This window comes from Bacteroidales bacterium (assembly GCA_014860575.1).
In the GTDB taxonomy this organism is placed as follows: Bacteria; Bacteroidota; Bacteroidia; order Bacteroidales; family JAAYJT01; genus JAAYJT01.
In genome coordinates this window covers 68,989-86,793 of record JACZJK010000032.1, presented here as the reverse complement: position 1 = coordinate 86,793, position 17,805 = coordinate 68,989, and the positions used below count along the sequence as shown (strand labels likewise).

Below are 17,805 nucleotides of genomic sequence, written 5' to 3'. Positions count from 1 at the left end.
ATGGCAAACCCAATAGTAAAGCAAATAAATGACGAGCTCGCGTCCTTGCAAAAAGAACTCAAACAGTTTAAGCAAACCTCTGAATATCTAAATGGGGCAAGAAACTCTGTAAAACAGGCCATAGATACAATTAATGGAACAGAACAAGGGCTTGCAAAAAAGGTGGAAGAACTAAAAGAAACTTACGAGGCATTTATCAGGCTTACACAGGAAGTAGATAAGGTTACTAAAAAGATAAGTACTGTCAATTTCCCTGAGCGATTGGACAAGATAGAAGATACCGTAAAAGCCACAATAAAAATCCTGGACGATACCAGGGAATCTACTTTACAGGAATTGCAAAAAGCCTCAGAAGTCATCACAAGAGCTGATTTTAGTGGTCGTTTCAGCAGATTGCAGAATGCCATTGATGCATCTGTTGCTTCCAACAAAACGGTGGCTGAAACCATAAAAAAAGAACAGATACCTGAAAAGGTTGAAACGTTGACCAATAAGCTTTCCAGAGACCTTGACAGGACGATAAAAAGCACCCGAAACCATATTCAACAAACCTCAGATGAGCTCATACAAAGCATTCAATCACTGAGTATCCCCGACCGCATGATTAAGTTGGATGCCAGTATTACGGGTATCAGCGCTTCTATTCAAAATGTGCAAGCTCGGCTTGAAACCCTTGAGCGTAATTTGGGCGATAAAGTCAAAGAAGGCTTTGAAAAACAGACTCAAATTATCAACAGCCTGCAAATCCAACTTCAGCAAAACAATGAATTAATGAAGAAAAAGGTGCAAGTGAATTCCTACATTACATGGGCCATAATTATGTTGACAGCGGGTGCAATACTTTTCATTATATTATAGAAAAGCAAAAACAACCTAAACCTACTATATTTGCTATCACTTAGTAACTGAACATGCTGTCAAAAAACATAGAACACTTCTGGCAAATTAAAGGGTTCAAGCCTAATAAAAAGCAACAACAAGCAATCTTAAACGTAGATGGACCATTGTTTCTTACTGCCGGGCCTGGATCTGGAAAAACACGCGTAATTTTATGGAGAACGCTTAATCTCATTGTTTTCCATAAGGTCGATCCAAAGAAGATTTTTCTTGCAACATTTACAGAGAAAGCCGCGCACCAGCTTAAGGAAGGCTTAAGGGGTTTACTTGGTATGGTAACAAACGAAACCGGACAACCTTATGATATTTCAGGGATGGCAATTGGTACTGTTCACTCAATTTGCCAGGAGATTCTGATTGACAGAGAAAGAAGGTTTGCAAATGATGGAGAAAGAAGCAGGGCCCCTGTATTGTTGGATGCTCTTTCACAGTATTTTAAAATATATCGTAGAAGATATTGGAGGGAGATGTTAGAAGCAGGGGGGTACTTTAAGACTGATGACATAGAAAAAGATGAAGAAGTTGCCCAAAGGGAAATAAACCAATATTTTATTGGCACAGATATTTATTCGAGACATGCTGCAGCAACAAACCTTATTGCTGTTTTTAACCGCTTCTCAGAAGAAAATCTTGATCCGGAAAAAGTGGTTACAGACGATGAAGTTTTACAGCGAATTTTGAAGATGTATGCTTTTTATAATGAAAGCCATCAGAGAAATCCCCATCATACTGTAGATTTCTCTCTTTTACAACAGCGTGCCTTTCAAAAGATAAGTGCATTTGAAGGGTCGAAAGATGTTTTCGAGCAAATTATTGTTGATGAATACCAGGATACAAACGCTATACAGGAGCAAATCTATTTTTCTCTTGCCAGTAAATCAAAGAATATTTGTGTGGTTGGTGACGACGATCAGGCATTGTATCGTTTCCGCGGAGCTACAGTGGAAAATCTTGTAGACTTTGAGGATAGATGTCAGAAGTATCTGGGAGTGCGCCCTGCAAGAATAGACCTTGATACCAACTATCGCAGCAAAAAAAGAATTGTTGAATTTTACACCCAATTTATTAATCAGACAAATTGGGGAAAATCAAATGGCAAGGGTTATTATCGGGTTGCAGACAAAAAAATTTCAGCGTTTAGCACCGATAGTTTGCCATCGGTATTTACCACAGAAAAAAATGAAAAAACCCAGGTTTGTGATGAAGTTGCTGAATTTGTGTTCAATCTTAAGCAGCAAGGAAAAATAGAAGATTACAGCCAGGTTGCTTTCTTATTTCCTTCATTGGCATTCAATGGTGTCAAGAATACTACAGTAGAAGAGTTTGAAAATGCCCTTAACAGAAGAGAAATTCAAGTCTATGCCCCCAGGGCTGGGCGATTCCTTGATGTTCCTGAAGCATTGGATGTTTTTGGTCTGATTTTTCACATTCTTGGTAGATCAAGCCATCAGGGTTACGGCAGTAAAGGGCTCAATGAATTCCGCAACTGGCAGATAAGAGCAATGGACGCTGCCGAAGAAATCATTTTAGAAGATTCATTACTGGGAGCATATATCATCGACAGGAGAACGGAGGTGGAAACGATACAGTCCGATTACAGGGCCCTGATGAGAGTGGTTGAGCGAAAAAAGTGGAAGCTTGACAATGCCTTTCAACTTGAGATGCTCAGGGATCTTCTTAGCGCCACCAGTTTATCATCCAAAGCAAAGCAGGTGCTTCAGAAAAGGGCTTTCACAGAAATCATTAAAAAACGGTTGCAAGCAAAAGAGTCCTTTTCGCTAAAATATGTAATCAACCGTGTTACTTCTGTTGACTGGAGCGTTCTTGACCTTTTCTATCAGTTGAATGGGTTTAAGCACTTTCAGGAAATGTATGAGAACGCTGAGAGAGGAGTTGATGAGGGACCCATCTGTAATCTTGGGCTCATCACCCAATACCTTGCACGGTTTATGGAGGAGTTTACGCCGGTTATTACTGCGTCTTTCATTGAAGATAATCGCTTTGTAAATTCCTTTGTTGGGTCCTACCTTTATGCGATTTACCGCTTAGGTGAATCTGAATTTGAGGATGCCGACGACCCATTCCCAAAAGGGCGGGTACCTTTTCTTACCATCCATCAAAGTAAAGGACTTGAATTCCCTTATGTTGTGGTGGGCAATCTGAATAAAATAGACCGGCCTGCTGATAAAAAAGAAGTAATAATCAGAGATTTGTTAAAAAAGGAGGGTGAGCCACTGGATTGTATTTCCAATTTTGATAATATGAGAGTGTTCTACGTTGCACTCTCACGAGCCCAGCAAATGACAATCCTTCCCCAATGGAAAGGTCAGCATCGAACCAGGGCATTTAAAAATATGTTTGAAACAAACACCTACCCTGCTCTAGGTGCATTGGATTATACTATACTTCCTAAGGTTAACATAGAAGAAGAAGACATTGGTAAAAGTTACTCCTATACTGCCGATTATTTGAATTACCAGCAATGTCCCAGGAAGTATATGATTTTTAAGAAATATGGGTTTGTCCCTTCACGCTCACAAACCATGTTTTTCGGGAGCCTGGTACATCAAACCATTGAAGATTTACATCACCTACTTATTGCCGAACGTAAAAAGAAGGGGGGTATAGCATGATGCAGGAATATGAGATTATAGAAAGGATAAAGGAATACTTCGAGGAAAATTATGAATTACTAAGACTCGAAGGAGGCCATTCAATAACAGAAGAAACAAAACAGACAGCACTTACACAGGTTTTGTATTATTTCACAAAAATGCGTGATGTGGCCACAAGAGTTACCGATACGGAAGTTAAGCTTACATTGCCAGATCAATCAACCCCAGGTGGACGGAAATTCACCATTGAAGGAATTGTTGATATTGTGCGCGATGACAATGAGACATGGATGTACGATATCAAAACCCATGATTTGGAATACATTATATCAAACAAAGACCTTTACGAGAAACAGCTGAATGTATACGCATATATCTGGCAAAAACTGAGAGGGCAACAACTGGATAAAACTGCAGTGATCTCTACTGCATTTCCCGAAGGGCTGAAGCAAGCACACCTGATAAATGACACCTTCCGCATTCAATATGAACTGGCAAAGTGGAATCCGCTTGTAGAACTGGACTTTGACCAAAAAAAACTAGATGAAGTGATCGAAGATTTTGCCCAAACTGTTGATTGCATTGAAGAAAAGAAATTCAGGCCCGCATCTGTTGAAAAACTGCAGGAAAAGATGGAAGGTACCAATACCCTTTTTGCCACGAGGGTATGCAGAAACTGCGATGCAAGGTTCTCCTGCGCTTCCTACAGGGAGTATGCAGTAGGAAAAGGGAAAGGGGAAAGAGGCAATTTCCGCAGGTACTTTGATGATTTTGGCTCAGATACCGATAAGGAAGAATGGGTAAATGCCAATCTCCAGGGAAGAAACCCTGACCAGATCAACCCCAATGAAATACGATAAAAACTATATAAATAAATTCAATGGCACACGAAAAACTCAGACCACAGTACTTTTTTGATGAAGAAAAGATAAAACAGCTCAGACAGATAGCCCCTGAATGTTTTGAAGATGGTAAAATAAATTTTGAAACCCTGCGCCAGAACCTGGGTGACTTGGTGCAGGATGAATTTGACAGCAGCATGGAGCATTTTGGGCTTTTCTGGCCAGGCAAAAAAGAAGCCCGCCGAGCTGCAGCTCTTCCCCCAGAAGGAACCCTTGAACCAGTTTATGGCGAAGGACTGAAAGCTGATGGAACACCCGATACTGATGGCGAAAATGATAGCCGGAATATCTTTATTGAGGGCGAAAACCTTGAAGTGTTAAAGATTTTGCAGAAGAGCTATGCCAATAAAATAAAAATGATCTACATTGACCCGCCCTATAACACAGGCAAAGACTTTGTGTATGACGATGATTTTACAGAACCCCTGCAGGAATATCTAAGACGCACTGGTCAGGTTGATGAGGAAGGGAAGCCCCTTACCACCAATAAACGCTCCGATGGTCGTTTTCATTCTAAGTGGCTCAGCATGATGTACCCAAGGCTCAGGCTGGCTCGGAATCTGTTACGTGAAGATGGGGTGATTTTTGTTAGTATCGACGACAACGAGGTGCACAACCTAAGAGCAATAATGAATGAGATTTTTGGAGAGGAAAATTTCATTGGCATTATGAAGAGGAGAGCAGCAAGAAAATCAGCAAATTTAAGCATAACTATGTCAGACTTATGTGATTATGTTATGGTCTTTTGCAAAGAAGAATTAAAGTTCCCTTTGTCTAACTCAAATGCTTCTGACACCACAAGACCAGTTTTTAATGCAGGTAATTCGATTTCTGAGAGAACTATAAAATCTAACACAGAATGCAGGTGTAGTGATGGCTTTTATGAAAAAGGTCAATACTCAGTGCGGACTATCAATTTTGAGCTGGTTGATGATTTAGAGATCAAAAATGGTTCTACAATTAATAAAGTTAGAATTAAAGGTCCTTGGAGAATAAATCAAAATGTATTAGAAAAAACAGTATACTTTACAAGTAACTTTGGATTAAGAAGATATTTATTGCCAGAGGAATTTGAAAAACCCAAGGCAATTAATGACCTTGTTGATAACCCAGCTTTTTATAATGAGAACGGTTCAGAACAGCTAGCTGAAATATTGAAAGAAACGAATGTTTTTCAGAATCCTAAACCTGTTGATTTAATCAAATACTTAATTGAAGTTGTTGAATGCGAAAATTCAAATGAAGACTTTGTGGTGTTAGATTTTTTTGCAGGCTCAGGAACTACTGGCCACGCAATGAATACACATGAACTTAATGGTAAAAGCGGGAAATATATATTAGTACAATTACCCGAAATAATTGACAAAAATAATAATGAGCAGAAAGCTGCATATAACTTTTGCGATAAAAATAAATTAAGACCTTTTCTTTCAGAAATTACCAAGGAGAGACTTCGTAGACTTAACCCCAGTAGCGGCTACAAAGTTTTTAAGCTTACTCATTCGTCTTTTAAAAAATGGAAAGACTTAAATGTGAGCAATTTAGAAAACTTAGAGCAACAGCTCGATATATTTAACAATAGCCCACTTAGTGATAACTGGGGTAAGAATAAACTTCTTACAGAAACCACGCTAGTGGAGGGATTTCCATTGGATAGTTCCTTCAAAAAGTTCACAATTGGTAAGAACGAATTTTACCATGTGCAATCTGATGATTTGGTGCAGGAGCTGCTGATTTGTTTAGATGAGAAGATTGAAGAAACGCTAATTGAGCAACTGGATATGGGCAGCCATGCTACGTTTATTTGCCTGGATAGCGCAATAAGGAACAAAGATAAACTGCGAATGAGTGATAAAGGATTAATCAAAACTATCTGAGTTATGTACAAAGAACTGCATTTATGGGCAAATAGCCTTAGACGATATTCATTTGATGAGATCGGTAAACTCAGCAGGGTTGCCAATGGGATTTATCTTGTTTTTGAAAAAGGGGAAAAATTTGAAGACCTGGACAAGATTGTGAGAGTGGGATCACATCCAAGCCCCAATAGATTTTTTAAGAGATTGAATGATCATTTCATGGGGCACCAAAGACAGAGCATAATGCGAAAGCATGTCGGTAGGTGTTTTCTGAACAAGTCAGGTGACCCATACATCGCTGTGTGGAATTTGACCAACTCCGGGGTTAAAAAAGGAAGTGAGGGCGAAAAGCTAGTGGACAGGAAAAAAGAGCAATTGCTTGAAGGGCAAATTGATGATTATTTGACCAATTTCTCAATGGCAGTCATCCCGAACCTTGGCGACACCACCAAACGAATACAAATTGAAACCAGCTTGATTGCAATGCTTGCTCAGGAAAGTAGCTTGCATATTTCAAAGGAGTGGCTGGGCTTACATCATCCTGATTCAAAGATTTCAAAGGGAGGCCTTTGGAACATCCAGGGTCTAAACCGCCCCAATATTTTATCAGAAAACGACTTTCACTTCATCCGCGAAAAATCCAAAAATGAGCAAGCTTAAGTTAAAATTTGAGAGTGACCAACAACACCAGGTAAGGGCAATCGAAAGCGCGATAAAGCTTTTCAGAGATTATCCTGAAAGAGATACTGAATTTCAAATGGCTGGTGAAACTGTTTCCAACCTTGATAAATATGAAGAGCTTGACGAAACATGGCTATACGACAACCTGATTGAGGTTCAGCGGGAGAATAATCTGGTTGAAAATATGTTCCTGAATTATGATGATGGCCTACAAATAACTGGAACAGAATCCTGGCGTTATCCTTATTATACTTGCGAAATGGAGACCGGCACAGGAAAAACTTATGTATACCTGCGAACCATACATGAACTGAAAAAAAATTATGGCTGGAGAAAATTTATCATCATTGTGCCAAGTGTGGCGATTTTTGAAGGAGTAGTAAAATCTTTCAAAATAACGAAGGAGCATTTTGCCACACTCTATGATAACGAAACCATTCACCTTACCGAATATTCAGGTCAGCATATTAGCAAACTGAGAGGCTTCTCTATATCTTCTGCCATTGAAGTGATGGTGATGACACTGGATTCGTTCAACAAAATAACCAATGTAATCTATAAACCCACAGAAAAACTGCAGGGAGAGAAGTTCCCATATCAGTACATACAGGAAGCCAGGCCAATCCTGATTCTGGATGAGGCTCAAAACTACAATAGCGATAAAGCCCGGGAGGCACTTCGCACCCTTAATCCCTTGTTTGCATTAAAATATTCTGCAACCCCAAAGGAGAAGGGCAGAACTGCTGAGGAAAACCGCGAACTGATGAATCGCTTCTACAACCTAACCCCAGTTGATGCATTTCAGCAAAATCTTGTAAAAAAGATTGAGGTGTTGGGGGTTATCCAACAACAAAGCCTATTAGATGATCAGTTATCAATAAATTTCGTTGATGAATCCTCTCCCGGATATGGGCCTGCGGTTGAAGCGATGCTCAATATTATTAAAAATGGAGTCGCATCTCAGGAACGAATTAAATTAAAGAAAGGGGACAATCTTTTTGAAAAAACGAATAATCCCAGATATTCTGGATTAGTAATAGATGTCATTGATAAAAAGGATGGCGTTGTAATATTCACCAACGGCCAGGAATACAGTGTAGCTGAAGGATCAGATATTACATTGTCAAAAGAAGAAATCTTTAGGATTCAAATTGAAGAGACCATCAAATCTCACATGAAAAAGCAAAAACAGCTGATAAATAAGGAGACGAAAGTACTCTCACTCTTTTTCATTGACAAAGTTGCTAACTACATAGAAGATGATGGAGTAATTAAAAGACTCTTTGATGCCGCATTTGAAAAGGAAAAGAAAAGCTACCCTTTCTTCATGGGTTGGAAGCCGGAAGATGTACGGGAAGGATATTTTGCTAAAAAGAAAACAAAGGGTAAGGCAGATGAATATGTGGACACAAAGGTTGAAAATAAAACACACGCTGAAAAGGAGTTGGAGAAAGAAGCATACAATTTGATAATGAAAGACAAAGAGAAGCTATTGAGCTTCGATGAGAAGAAGTGTTTCATTTTTGCGCACTCTGCTTTAAAGGAAGGTTGGGACAACCCGAACGTCTTCCAAATTTGCACATTGAATACTACAATTAGCGACAGTCGTAAACGCCAGGAAATTGGTCGCGGGCTAAGACTGGCCGTAAACCAGGAAGGAGAAAGAGTAACCGATGAAGGCGTAAACATTCTTACAGTAATAGCAAATGAAAGCTATGAGGAATATTGCGAACAACTTCAAAATAATTATCGCGAAAGCGGCGATGCAGCGCCACCAGCTCCTTCAAATGCCAAAAAAAGCTTTGCAAGGAGGAATGATAGAGTTTTCCACAGTGAAGATTTTAAGAGATTCTGGAAGAAGCTTTGTCAAAAAACGGAGTATTCAATAAATATAAATGAAGATGAGCTTATAAAGGAATGTGTAGCAAAAATGATTCCTGCAAAATTTCCTGAACCCAGAATTGTTGTGGTAAAAGGGAAATTTGTAATGACAAACTTTAAGCTTACACTCAAATCAGTAAGAAATGGATTTGCAAGCCTGGAAATTGTACGGTCTGATACAGATGGGAATAATGATACATTCAGAAGGAAATTTCAAATAGGAGATGATCTGGCCAAAATTGCAAAAGATGAGCGACTAAAGGGGTTCAGGATAGTTGAAATAAAAGAAGATGGAAAGTTCTCAGAAATAGCTTTTGCGGACAGAGGCGTATTGAGAATTGATGAAGCCGTGGAATTTACGAGTGAAAAGGGACAAAAAGGTGATCCACAGCATCACAGCGAAGCCCAAACGATTTATCCAATATTTAACTTTGTTGAAAGGGCCACGCAGGCGACACATCTTACCCGAAGAAGTATTTTGCAGATTTTCAAAAGCTTGCCGGAAGAGATCAAAACCCGTATCTTTAAAAATCCGGAAGGGTTCTCTGCTGTATTTATTGAGAATATCAAATCCGTGCTTGCAGATCATATTGCTGCAAAAATTGAGTACAGCCTTTCGGAAGACCTGATGGACATTTCTGCAGATGAATTATTTCCACTAGAAAGAAAATTTCCACAAAAGGAATTGATAGAAGGTGCCGATTGGTCATTATATGATCAGGTACAGTATGATTCTGAGATAGAAGCAAGGTTTGTAAAATATAAATTGAATGAAGACAATAACATCGTTTGTTATTTCAAGTTCCCTAATCAGTTCAAAATCTCCATACCCAAAATTATTGGCAACTATAATCCTGACTGGGGTATCATACGGTGGGATGATAATAAAAAACTCAAACTCGAATTAGTGCGCGAAACGAAAGGCAGTGTAAATCCCAACTTGTTGCAATACCCCAATGAAAAGAGGAAGATAGACTGTGCAACCAAGCATTTTGCGTTAACGGAGGTTGACTATCTGCAAATAAAAGGAGATGAACCCAAGTGGTATAAACCACAGAGACAATACAATAAAGTTGACAATCAATTAGATTGGAATGAAATGTAAACTTCATAACGATAATTACGGCGCGATTAATTCAGTTGGGCAATTTTGCCCAGAAAGTTGGTCATTTTTTTCCAGCGTCATCTTTGATATACAAACAGTTACAACTTTCTCCTTCTTTCTCTACCCTATTAATTAAATTTACTAAGTTTTTCAGCTATAAAAGGAAGGAAATGAAGCGATCATCCGGATCAATTGCATGAGGGCAATCTTGCACTTAACATTGCTCGATACCTTTGAAGTCAAGCAGACAGGTAGAAGAAAAAATGGGTGAGGCTATGATTGCACGTTGGTAAAGATGAATAGTCCAAATTTGTTAATACCGACCATTCCTACAGACTAAAATGAGCTTGGTTTACTATGATGACTCCTTCACCGTTCATTTAATTAGGACATTATGCGTTTAAGTCAATGCTTTAAATCAATTATTTAAACTTTTATTAAATTGATTTTAAAGCCTTCGCGTATTCAACAACATCCATTGCTGTGACGGTCCCAACTTTTTGTAGCTCCATGAATAGATTCAAAAAAAAGAATAGTAGTACCTCATTTTTCGTGCTGCGTGAAATCATTACTTGGTCATCACATATCTTTGCCAAAAATGCTCCTTCATCAATTATACACCCAAGGTCTATGAAAGCATTTTTTCTAAGAGATTTGATATGCTTCTCGAATGGATCTCCCAAGGCGGGATTCCAATCACTACTTGTACAAAGTATTCCTCCAAGGATATGAATCGGTGGTTTAGTTTTAGTTATTTCACCTCTGGCATCGTATATCTTTGCGGTTGTCCTTCTAAGTGCCCGAACGCTTTCGATTTTCATTGAGGTATCGATCAGGTTCTCCTTATTAAGCGATTGTTTCACGTCAAAGACAGCATAGACGCTTTCTGCGGGAATAAATTTCCTTTCGTCCTTGTTAAAAACAAAAGGTGTATACTGGCAGTCATAAATCACTAAATCCAACTGTTTGCTTTTATTTCCATCACAGTCAATAACAAAAGCCCTCCCAACTTCATACCGATTTGGCAAATGACTATTAAGCCATTCGATCCAGCGTGCTTCAGAAGCTCCTCCTTTTTCCCCTTCATGCGGAATGTGATTCCGATTGATATTTAATTCGACTTCCATAGATCGCTGAAAGTCATAGAAAAGGTCCTTTAAATCAATTTTATCCATATCTACATAGTTAACCAAATTTTCTCTTAAAACGCCTTCCAAATCTCTGCTCAAACTTTTCTCAAACAGGTTACATTCGTAATCGTTCAATGATTACTAATATATTTTTGTACTGTTGACAGGCTCCCCCAACAAATCATATCAAGCTATGATTATTGTTATTTTTGAGGACCATTTCCTAATACGCGCTATTCCAATATGGCATGCCATCCACATCCTATTCAAAGTTCTGTATAAGCAGATCGATATAAACATCTTAAGCACTCCTATACAAAAAACTCAAATTGGATTTTGAACTTCTAGATTCATGATGTTAAATTGCTTTTCAACATTGCCAATATGTTTCTCATATAATCATCTCCTAAAACAGCCAGTTCTTTCCATTTCTTCAGATGACACTTCTTGAATTTCACCTTACTTCCGCATAAACATGGTGTATTCCTTTCTGGCCATCGTTTACTTTGAAGCATTATTTTAAACTCATTCACAATCAATTTCTTATCAGTGGTTTTCAACTTGTCTCCGAAAAATTCCCACAAACCTACTATCCCATGACTATACTCGCCATCCTCATATTTTCCGCTTAAACTTCGGTAGGTCTCTCTGCTCAAATGTGGAACAAGGACTTTATCCAAAAAGTATTTAAGTGTAATTCCGTTCCTGCATATCAGCTTCTCCTCCGGTTCAACGGCAAGACATAAAGTATTGTCCTTGTTTACATGTCGATCGGTTATCCTAGGAATTTTCTTACTTTTCTCAGTAGCCCTAGGAAACTGTTTAGGATATCCGTTTGGAAAGTCGATTGATACAGAATACTTATCGTATTCCCCTATCTCAGGATGCATCAATACAATGTTCCCTGCAACTTGTATTCGACCATTAGTCACTTTTCGTTCCAGTTCAGGGTAAAATTTCAGAGCATGGTCGATATCTTGAATAAGCCGATTCACTATAATTGACACCAAGGTTTAGAGATTACGCCTGACCTTGCAACTTCGAGTGCCGCAATTTTTTTCTTGTCTTCATCCTTCTCAGAATCAAACTTATCGTTCACTGGAAAATAAATTTTCAAGTTTTCTTCATCTTCTTCTATCCTTTTCAGCATAATATCCATATCATTGGCCAGGTTTTCCTTTTCCGTATCGGTCATGGCATCCGATATGATATTGTTGGTGTTAGCCGGATCTTCCAGTCGGATAGTTTTCACATTATCCCGAATAAACTCCATAGTCATTTTTAGTTTACCCCACAATTCGTCAGGGATTTCAGGTGTCTTCTCAAAGGATCGCAGAGTGATCAGTTCCAAAAAGAAGGACTTTATTCTATCCTTGTTCTTATTCACCTTCCATACCTTTAGAAGCCGGATGATGCACCGTTCATCTCCCTTACCCTTAATAAGGTCAACGTGTTTCTGGATATTCGTTTGTGTGGCAGTTGCTGGGTTTTCACCTTTAGCCCGAACATGCAACTTTAATCTATTAGTATCAATATAATCATCTTCCGCTAATTCTTTTCCTGGAACTACGTCCATTTGGATCTCTTCCCCATCAATCATGAAAGACAACCCTGTGGAGACACGTTGTTTACGCATTTTGTACTTTACTAGATCTTCGTCTTCATACTCATTGTTGAAGTAATCGAAAACAGCATCAGCCATTTCTTTAAGCGTATTGAAGCTCCTGTATTTAAAAGGCTGGCAAATATCTATGTCGAACTTCGTGTTGATAGCAGTATGCTTGGCATACGACCCGGAATTAATAGCCCTGGTAACCTTTTGATTGAAAAATTTTTCTTCCAGCGCATCCTTTATCTCCTCGCGCTTCTTTTTGTACTTTTCCATCATATCATCTAAATGTTTCATTTTATGGCTTTCCAGAACTCGGCCTAAATGTTTGTTTCTTCCTAAACTCATTCTTTTGTATTTTAAGTTACTACTATCACCATTTATTACGCTAAGTATTTTTCGTCCTTATGTCATTATTTTTGACACGTTGTTTTTTTTTCTTAGCTTTGTAATACAATGCTGACCAATCTCAGAAATTTACCAACACATGGTAATTTTTTTTTGGTTTCCAGCATTCTATATCAAAGCAACATGGAACAAACAAAGACGATCGCCTCTGACAAGCTACTTGTGTATCAGCTCCAAAACCTGAATTGGGATCAATTTTGGCTCAGGCTCATGGCACGCTGTTTCTGGGTTCTTAGAAATAGATACAACTTAAAATGGCCCAATGATGACTTGACGGACTTCTCCAGAAACGTCATAAGCGAAGTAATTTATAAGATTTTCATTGAAAAGGAGCGAAAATGGAACACAGAAAGGTATCCGGATTTTGAAGAGTTCGTTATTGGTACTATTGACAGTCATATAAACAACACACTCAAAAAGAAGCACAAGGAGTCCACTGTTGGTGAAAATGAACTTATACTGGACAAAAACATTGAGTCTGTGCCCTCGCAAGTTGAGAAGATAGCTACAGGCGAGCTAAGAAAGCAGCTTTTTGATGAATTGCAACGGGCCGGTGCAGATGATGATGAAATGATGATATTTGAGTGCCTGGCTGATGGAATTGACAAACCAGATGATATCAGAAATGAACTTGGTATAACAGAAAGCCACTTTCACAATGTGTGGAGAAGATTAAACCGAAAAAGAAAAATTATACAGAAAAAATTGGCAGCATATGGATACTAACAAAGACAACAATAGCATACTCGATCGTTTAGATAACATTGAGCGGAGGCTGTTGCAGAGTGATACGGAATATGCAAAGCAGTATTTGGCAGATGAGGGAATAAATGTAGAAGAGGAATTGAAATTTTCAGAGCAATTCATGAAGAAGATTAGGTTCTTGGTCAAGGCTCTCTCTAAGCAAAGGCAAGATCAATCATTGTTGGAAATTGCTTTTAAACGTGTGAAAGAAGCTATTCAGGTAAACGCTAAAGAGACAACAGACACATTAATTGCACTGCTTGAAACCAAGACACCTTCCGTTCAATATCGGAAACTTGAAGAGTGGTCTGATAACGAAATTCGCGATGTATTGGCAGATGTTGATCTGGTGAAACTATTAGAGGAATTAGAAAAAGAGATCAGTTAAATGTCAAAAGGAAAGTATGCAGCACAAAGATTGATGTCAGAATGTGGTATTGATAATCCCACCGAATTCCCAATAGACCTTATCGCAAATGGCAGAGGTGCCACCCTGATTGAAAAGCCAATGAATCATTCTGAGGGTCGAATCGTCTTTGGTAAAACAAAGGCAATTATAACGGTGAATTCCAACATTGCTTATAATGGTAAGAGACGTTTTGTCATCGCCCATGAGCTTGGACATTTCGAAATGCACCGAAACCTAGTCCCAATTCACCATGACACTGATGAGACATTAGAATACTTCAAAAATGGTCACCAGGAAACGGAGGCTAACGAATTTGCCTCTGAGCTACTAATGCCCGAGCATCTCTTCAAAAAGGAATGTGTGGGTAAAAAGTTTAGTCCTGATTTGCTGAGGTCATTGGCCTATAGGTTTCAAACAAGTATTACATCTACTGCTTACAAGTATTTCGAGCTTGGGAATCATTCTATTTGCTTATTTTATTCTCATGCTAATAAGGTAAAATATTGGAAACGGCCTGAGGAATATCCTCATTTCATAAACGATCGCACCAAATTACCACCACCAGACGATTCAGTGGCCGCCGAGTTCTTTAATGAACAAACAATTTACCCAAAGGAGCAAAGCAAACAGAAAATTTGGAAGTCAACTTGGTTTGAATTGAAAAACTGGGAGAATGATAATGATTTCAAGTTTTACGAATATTGCATAGTGACTCCCGCATATAATACAGTCCTGAGTATTGTGTGGGAAGAGTAATTACGCGATTAGTTTATTTTGTTTGTACTCCTCTATAATAAATTTTACATTCTCCTTGCACAGTTCTATTTTCCAGCATCCCATCCACAACCTTATAATCAATCCAATGATCTTTTCTCTTAGGGCTGATATTTTTAAGTTATTAGACAACTTCTCTTATTAAGCCACTAAAAACTTTCTTAGTAAATTCGTATCATGCACATTGACAACTCACCTAAGATAAAAATACACAGGTAAAGTACCGCCCAGCAAAGCCTTCCGGTCACTATCAAATACCCCAAAATGGTTGCAGCCATCTATCCATACTTCCAGCATGATAAGTTACCGGATTTTGGGAAGGAAAATTTGTGGTTTTTGTAAGCACACCATCTAATCAAATTGGTTATGAGTAACCTAAGGAGTACAAGGGATATCCCTTAGAATTTCTGGGTTTTAATATATGCTGTCAATGTTTGCAAAGTTGGTCAACCCAGCAATGAAACGGATACGAAACATATCTGATGTGCATAATGAACCTTACAGGCACCTATATGTTCTTTAACATCAGGGAATTGGAGGCGATTTCATGTTTGTTGTGTTTGCTTTGATAAAATGAATATCAATAACCTTAATCCCCGAAAACGCGAAACCGAACTTAGCAAAAGGAGTAACCGTAATGTTACATTGTTAAAACGCAAAAGGAATTGCTTAACTTTCACCGATAGTTGATGGAAACAATCACTAGTTAATTATTAGAATAAAACAACTCCTTTGGTATAATTCATATTATCAGATTGAGTTGCTGCAGATATTAAGTATTCGAAATTCAGATAATTGACTGTGTGAGAAATCAAAGGCTCAAGATTGAAATAACGATTGTTTAAATAATAGATCGCATCCTTCACGACGGCCGTCAGGTCAGGAGCCGCCCATGGTACCGTATTTAGTACATAGATTCCCCGTAGGTGCCATTCATTAACTATCCCTTCTTCGATCCTGAAATGATGTCCAAACAAACAGAGCGTTCCTCCATTTCTTAACAGGGAAGTGCACATTGAGATCGTACCATATTTTCCGCTTACCTCGAAAACAATGTCGAATGATTTTTTGAAATTATAAAATTCATTTTCCCCATTTATAAACACAGCTTTCTGAGCCCCGGAATTCATAGCTCGAACCAATGATTCCTCCCTGACATCAGCAGCACATATGTTCAGACAACCTGACACCTTCGCTAAAGTCTGAATTAATAAGTTTCCCATGAAACCTGCCCCATTGACCAGAACCGAAATATTCTTATTAACATTAGCGATTTTTATAGCATTGACTACGCACATTATTGGTTCAACAATAAAGAACTCTGGCCGGGTTACCTGTGTGACAATTTTACCACTGAATCTGCTCTCAAGTAAACTAAATTCAGACAAGGAATTGTTCCCGACACCTGAAACAAAATCGCCTATTTCAAATCCTTCAACATTCTCCCCTATACTTTCAACAATTCCAAAGGGTTCATGCCCCATGACCACGGGAAATTGTCTTTCAATCCTGCCCTGAAAAACATTGATCTCACGCTGACACAAACCGCATGCTAACGTCTTTATCCGTATTTGGCCGGATGAGGGTGATGGTACATCTATGGTTGAAATGGAATACTCATTTGGCCTGTTGAAAACAATTGCTCTGGATTTGATGCTCATCACTATTTACTTATTTCTTACGTATTTAATCGTCCTGGGAATTGACTCTGACAAACAGCAGGTGAAAAGATTAGGTATCGTTAAATCGTTGCATACTTCATCGATTCCTAAAACATTACCAGACTCATCAATACCAAAAATTATAGCCTGATCACCGGTTTTGCAGGAGAGAACATCAGTCAAATCCACGACCATACACTGCATGTTAATAATACCCATGATAGGACACCTTGTCCCATTGACCAGAACAGGGCCTTTTGAATTTCTTGGATAACCGTGTACAAATCCAACGGGAATTATTCCTAAAATCGAGTCCCTTTTCAATACATGCCCGTCACCGTAACCAACAGTAAAATTCTTTTTTCGTTCATAAATCTGTGTGATCTGGGCATACCATGTCAGGGCGGGTTGCAAATTTAACTGACCTATCTGCTGTAAGGATAAGCCATATAAGGCAAGTCCCACCCTGACCGAATTGTAAAAAAGATAGTTCCCGTATTTCAAGCTGGAACTATTGGAAACGTTTATTAAAATTTCACTTTGTAAGGATGGTAGCACCGCCAGAAACTGATCATTTTGGGTAACAGTTGAGATCTTTGATTTCGCATTTTTTATATGTGTGAATATTCCTGAAAAAATAACATATTCCATGTTGAGCGAAGAGAAATAGCTGGGAAAATCATTTGGAAGTATGCCATTTCTGCCCATTCCAGTATCAATTTCAATATGAATTTTAGTCTTTTTTCCTGTCACTCCCGAGGCTTCATAAATTAATTCCAGACATTTATAATCATTGATTGTGACTTCAATGTCATGCTCCAGTAAACAGAGCGCTTCATGCTTATTAACTGGTGGAGTTAATGACAATAAGCGTCCCTGATCACCGCTTGTTCGGAGTTCACTTGCTTCCACGATATCGTAAGTTGCAAGGATTTTTATCCCCGCATCCCGGAAAACACGTCTGGTAAAGTGTAATCCATGTCCGTACGCATTTCCCTTTATCACAGCTATGACAGTGGCAGGGCTTACATAATCCATGATCTTTTTTGCATTATTAAATAATGTGTTGCCATCTATTATTATCAGTGTCCTGTTATCCAATCTGCTCATATCAACAAGGTATTTCCAAT

The 17,805-nt window shown here is 38.6% G+C and carries 14 protein-coding genes; 9 read left to right on the top strand and 5 right to left on the bottom strand.

What is annotated here, in order from left to right; all coding sequences use genetic code 11:
• From IH597_08905 to IH597_08880, 6 genes are read left to right on the top strand one after another with little or no spacing between them, the layout of a single operon-like run.
• Positions 1-858, top strand: coding sequence for a hypothetical protein (locus tag IH597_08905; GenBank protein ID MBE0662572.1), 858 nt, complete (start codon positions 1-3; stop codon positions 856-858).
• 53 nt (positions 859-911) lie between these two features.
• Positions 912-3,530, top strand: a complete 2,619-nt coding sequence (locus tag IH597_08900; GenBank protein ID MBE0662571.1) for an ATP-dependent helicase — start codon at positions 912-914, stop codon at positions 3,528-3,530.
• Entirely contained in the window at positions 3,527-4,372 is an 846-nt protein-coding gene (locus IH597_08895) for a PD-(D/E)XK nuclease family protein (GenBank protein MBE0662570.1), read from the top strand. Before IH597_08900 ends, IH597_08895 begins: the two co-directional genes overlap by 4 nt.
• A 20-nt stretch (positions 4,373-4,392) precedes the next feature.
• Positions 4,393-6,291, top strand: coding sequence for a site-specific DNA-methyltransferase (locus IH597_08890; GenBank protein MBE0662569.1), 1,899 nt, complete (start codon positions 4,393-4,395; stop codon positions 6,289-6,291).
• A 3-nt stretch (positions 6,292-6,294) separates the two neighbouring features.
• On the top strand, positions 6,295-6,933 hold the full coding sequence (locus IH597_08885; protein MBE0662568.1) for a hypothetical protein: 639 nt from the start codon (positions 6,295-6,297) through the stop codon (positions 6,931-6,933).
• The gene (locus IH597_08880; protein ID MBE0662567.1) at positions 6,920-9,940 is read left to right on the top strand and encodes a DEAD/DEAH box helicase family protein; all 3,021 of its coding nucleotides are present in this window, start codon (positions 6,920-6,922) and stop codon (positions 9,938-9,940) included. The genes IH597_08885 and IH597_08880 overlap by 14 nt, the downstream gene beginning before the upstream one ends.
• A 437-nt stretch (positions 9,941-10,377) precedes the next feature.
• Here IH597_08880 and IH597_08875 read toward each other — a convergent pair whose 3' ends face one another.
• The 3 genes from IH597_08875 to IH597_08865 all read right to left on the bottom strand — a co-directional run bounded on the left by IH597_08875 (position 10,378) and on the right by IH597_08865 (position 13,027).
• On the bottom strand, positions 10,378-11,205 hold the full coding sequence (locus tag IH597_08875) for a hypothetical protein (protein MBE0662566.1): 828 nt from the start codon (positions 11,203-11,205) through the stop codon (positions 10,378-10,380).
• Positions 11,206-11,420: 215 nt separating this feature from the next.
• On the bottom strand, positions 11,421-11,960 hold the full coding sequence (locus tag IH597_08870; protein MBE0662565.1) for an SEC-C domain-containing protein: 540 nt from the start codon (positions 11,958-11,960) through the stop codon (positions 11,421-11,423).
• A gap of 104 nt (positions 11,961-12,064) precedes the next feature.
• Positions 12,065-13,027 (bottom strand): nucleotidyltransferase, encoded by a 963-nt coding sequence (locus tag IH597_08865; GenBank protein ID MBE0662564.1) that lies wholly within the window; start codon positions 13,025-13,027, stop codon positions 12,065-12,067.
• Positions 13,028-13,210: 183 nt separating this feature from the next.
• On the opposite strand from IH597_08865, the gene IH597_08860 reads away from it, so the two are divergent.
• The 3 genes from IH597_08860 to IH597_08850 are packed head-to-tail and all read left to right on the top strand — an operon-like array spanning position 13,211 to position 14,996.
• Entirely contained in the window at positions 13,211-13,813 is a 603-nt protein-coding gene (locus IH597_08860) for a hypothetical protein (GenBank protein ID MBE0662563.1), read from the top strand.
• Positions 13,803-14,219, top strand: a complete 417-nt coding sequence (locus IH597_08855; protein MBE0662562.1) for a hypothetical protein — start codon at positions 13,803-13,805, stop codon at positions 14,217-14,219. The genes IH597_08860 and IH597_08855 overlap by 11 nt, the downstream gene beginning before the upstream one ends.
• Positions 14,220-14,996, top strand: coding sequence for an ImmA/IrrE family metallo-endopeptidase (locus IH597_08850; GenBank protein ID MBE0662561.1), 777 nt, complete (start codon positions 14,220-14,222; stop codon positions 14,994-14,996).
• A gap of 731 nt (positions 14,997-15,727) precedes the next feature.
• Here IH597_08850 and IH597_08845 read toward each other — a convergent pair.
• Together IH597_08845 and alr are read right to left on the bottom strand one after the other, a co-directional pair.
• The gene (locus IH597_08845) at positions 15,728-16,675 is read right to left on the bottom strand and encodes an alcohol dehydrogenase catalytic domain-containing protein (protein ID MBE0662560.1); all 948 of its coding nucleotides are present in this window, start codon (positions 16,673-16,675) and stop codon (positions 15,728-15,730) included.
• Between the two features lie 6 nt (positions 16,676-16,681).
• Positions 16,682-17,785, bottom strand: coding sequence for an alanine racemase (gene alr, locus IH597_08840; GenBank protein MBE0662559.1), 1,104 nt, complete (start codon positions 17,783-17,785; stop codon positions 16,682-16,684).
• Positions 17,786-17,805 lie beyond the last annotated feature (20 nt).